The sequence below is a fragment of the Kitasatospora putterlickiae genome (assembly GCF_039527695.1).
Classification (GTDB): Bacteria; Actinomycetota; Actinomycetes; order Streptomycetales; family Streptomycetaceae; genus Kitasatospora; species Kitasatospora putterlickiae.
The window spans coordinates 5,281-8,015 of the sequence record NZ_BAAAKJ010000504.1 but is presented as its reverse complement, the minus strand read 5'-3'; the positions used below and the strand labels follow the sequence as shown (position 1 = coordinate 8,015).

Genomic DNA, 2,735 nt, shown 5'->3' with positions numbered 1-2,735 from the left:
CAGCAGTCCGCCGGCCGGGCCGTCCACCGGGTAGGCCCACCAGAACACGTCCCGCAGGTGCTCCTCGCGGTCGACCACGGGCAGCTGGCCCGCCCAGGCGGCGCCGGCCGGGGTCAGCCGGGTGAGGGCGGCGAAGGTGTCCCGGCGGCGTCCGGCGGCCGGGCCGGACCCGCCGCGCGGCTCCGCGGCGGGCAGCAGGCCGACGGCGGGGCGGCCGTGGACGGCCTCCGCGCGGTGTCCGAACAGCTCCTCGGCGGCCCGGCTCCACTGGGCGATCCGCCCGTCGCGGTCGACCAGCACGAGGGCGAGCCGGACCAGGGCGACCACTCCTGACGGTTGGTCACCCGGTGCGGTGCGGGGCGCCGGGTCGGTGCCCGCCGGACGCGGTGTGGAGTTGGGGTCGTCCACCATGGATTCGGTCTGCTCCCGCCTGGCCGCCGCGTCGGGAGACGGCCGTTTCTCCGGAGGAAGGCATGCTGTGCGGATACCAGCGAAGCACGGACGGGCCGGGAGTCGATAGCGAAACGGGGAGATTCCTCGGTATCGGTTGCGTGTCGCGTGCCGCGCGCCGGTCCGCACTCCCCGTCCACCCCGCGATGGCGGTGCGTGGGCGGGCGGTAGGGTCGCAGGACGGCACGCAGGAGGAGGCGAGAGGTGACCGCGCAGATCCCGGTCCGCTGGACGGACCCGGCACAGCAGGAGCTGGAGGAGCGGGTCGAGGCCGCCGAACTCGCCTGGCTCACGATGGACGTCGACGTGCGGACGCTGCGGGTCGAGATCGACAACTTCGCGCTGATCCACCACCAGCTGCTCGGGCCGCTGTACGCCCGGCTGGACGAGCTGGACGCGCTGCTCGCGGAGGCCGTGGCCGTCCGCACCGGGGACCCGGAGGACCTGCGGCGGGCCCGCGAGGCCCGGCGGCGGGTCGAGGAGCTGCCGGACCTGGACGCGCTGTTCGACAGCGTCCGGGAGCGGGGCGAGCAGCAGGAGGAGGCCCCGCCGCCGCCCGCCGCGCCCACCCGGGTGCGGCCCGGCCGGGACGCCCAGCGGATCTACCGCGAGCTGGTCCGCCGCGCCCACCCGGACCTGTCCACCGACCCGCAGGAGCAGAGCCGCCGCGCGGCGTTCCTGGCCCGGGTCAACGAGGCCTACGCGTACGGCGACACCGGCGCGCTGGAGGCGCTGGCCGCCGAGTGGTCCACCGCGCCCGAGGCGGCGCCCGCGGTCGACTCCCCCGACCGGCTCGGCTGGCTGCGCCGCCGGCTGGAGTGGCTGACCGGCCGGATCGGCGAACTCGCCGCCGAGCAGGTCCGGCTGGAGCGCAGCGCGATGGGCGAGCTGCTGGCGCTCGCCCCGCAGGACCCCGACGGGCTGCTGACCGAGCTGGCCGAGCAGCTGCTGGCCAAGGCCGCCGCCCAGCAGTCCGAGCTGGAGGGACTGCTCGGCGGCCCGGTGGGGGAGAATGACGGGGCCGGTCCCGACCCCCAGGAGAACCAGACGATGTTCGCGCAGATCCCCACCATCGACGCCGCCGCCGTGCCCGCCGACGCCGCCCTGCTGGACGTCCGGGAGCAGGACGAGTGGGACGCCGGGCACGTGGAGGGCGCACTGCACATCCCGATCGGCGAGGTGATCGCGCGGATCGGCGAGCTGCCGGACGAGCGGCTGTACGTGCTCTGCCGGGTCGGCGGGCGTTCCGCGCAGGTCGTCCAGTACCTGGTGCAGAACGGCCGGGACGCGGTCAACGTCGACGGCGGGATGTACGCCTGGGACGGCGCTGGCCGTCCGATGGTGAGCGGCGACGGGCAGGACGCCTTCGTCCTCTAGCGGGCGGACCGGGGGCTCGGCGGGGCGCCGCTATTAGGGCAGGATGGGCGCGCGACCGGGCCGGTGCGGTGCCGGCCCCACCCGTCCCCGGGGGAGTCCATGGCCGAGACCGCCGAGGCCGATGAGCACGCCGAGCACGCCGAACACGCCGAGAGACTGGACCAACCGCCCGCCCCCCGGGCCCGGTCGGCGCCCGCCCGGGTCGTGCTGGTCGCGGCCGCGGCCCTGCTGGTGACGGCCACCGGGCTGTTCCTCGGCGCGGTCTTCCTGCACGTGGCGCCCGCCAATTCGCTCTCCCGGGAGTACCGGGAGCAGCTGGACGGCCTGATCTACCCGGAGTTCGAGCAGAACTGGAAGCTGTTCGCGCCCAATCCGCTGCAGCAGAACGTCGCGGTGGACGCCCGGGTGCGGACCGCGTCGGCGGACGGCGACGCCGTGGTCCACGACTGGGTGGGGCTGACCGCGCAGGACGTCGCGGCGATCCGGGGCAACCCGGCGCCCGGTCACGCCGACCAGAACCTGCTGCGCCGGGCCTGGGACTTCTACGACGGCTCGCACGACGCCCAGGACGAGTCGCCGACCACGGAGCGCGGGCGGCTCGCCGAGGAGTACCTGAAGCGGATCGCGGTGCAGCGGATCGGCCGCGGCGTCGACGGGCGGCCGGTGGTGGCGGTCGAGCTGCGGGTGACCACGACGACCGTCGCACCGCCGGACTGGAGCGGGGAGGCGGCGCCGCCCGCGCCGAGGGTGCGCGAGCTGCCCTGGTGGCCGGTGCGGGACGAGGACGTGCGGGGGCTGTGGTGAGCGGCGCCACCCCGGCCGGGGCGCGGGAGCGGCTGCTCGACGAGGTCCCCCGCCAGCCCGGGCCGCCGGTCGGCGGCGGCGGCGCGCCGTCCGGCCCGCGCCGG

Annotated in this window: 3 protein-coding genes; 2 read left to right on the top strand and 1 reads right to left on the bottom strand. The window is 76.5% G+C overall.

Annotation, left to right across the window (positions count from 1 at the left end; all coding sequences use genetic code 11):
* Window positions 1–411 (bottom strand): PAS domain-containing protein (locus tag ABD308_RS38070; protein WP_344345445.1); only part of this gene is annotated, 411 nt, incomplete at its 3' end.
* Between the two features lie 243 nt (window positions 412–654).
* On the opposite strand from ABD308_RS38070, the gene ABD308_RS38065 reads away from it, so the two are divergent.
* On the top strand, window positions 655–1,827 hold the full coding sequence (locus ABD308_RS38065) for a rhodanese-like domain-containing protein (protein ID WP_344345443.1): 1,173 nt from the start codon (window positions 655–657) through the stop codon (window positions 1,825–1,827).
* Between the two features lie 99 nt (window positions 1,828–1,926).
* Complete coding sequence (locus tag ABD308_RS38060) at window positions 1,927–2,631, top strand: DUF5819 family protein (protein ID WP_344345441.1); 705 nt, start codon at window positions 1,927–1,929, stop codon at window positions 2,629–2,631.
* Window positions 2,632–2,735 lie beyond the last annotated feature (104 nt).

What these genes read in the sequence shown, in the direction of transcription:
- ABD308_RS38060 (WP_344345441.1), top strand. Translation starts at nt 1,927, where the DNA reads ATGGCCGAGACCGCCGAGGCCGATGAGCACGCCGAGCACGCCGAACAC.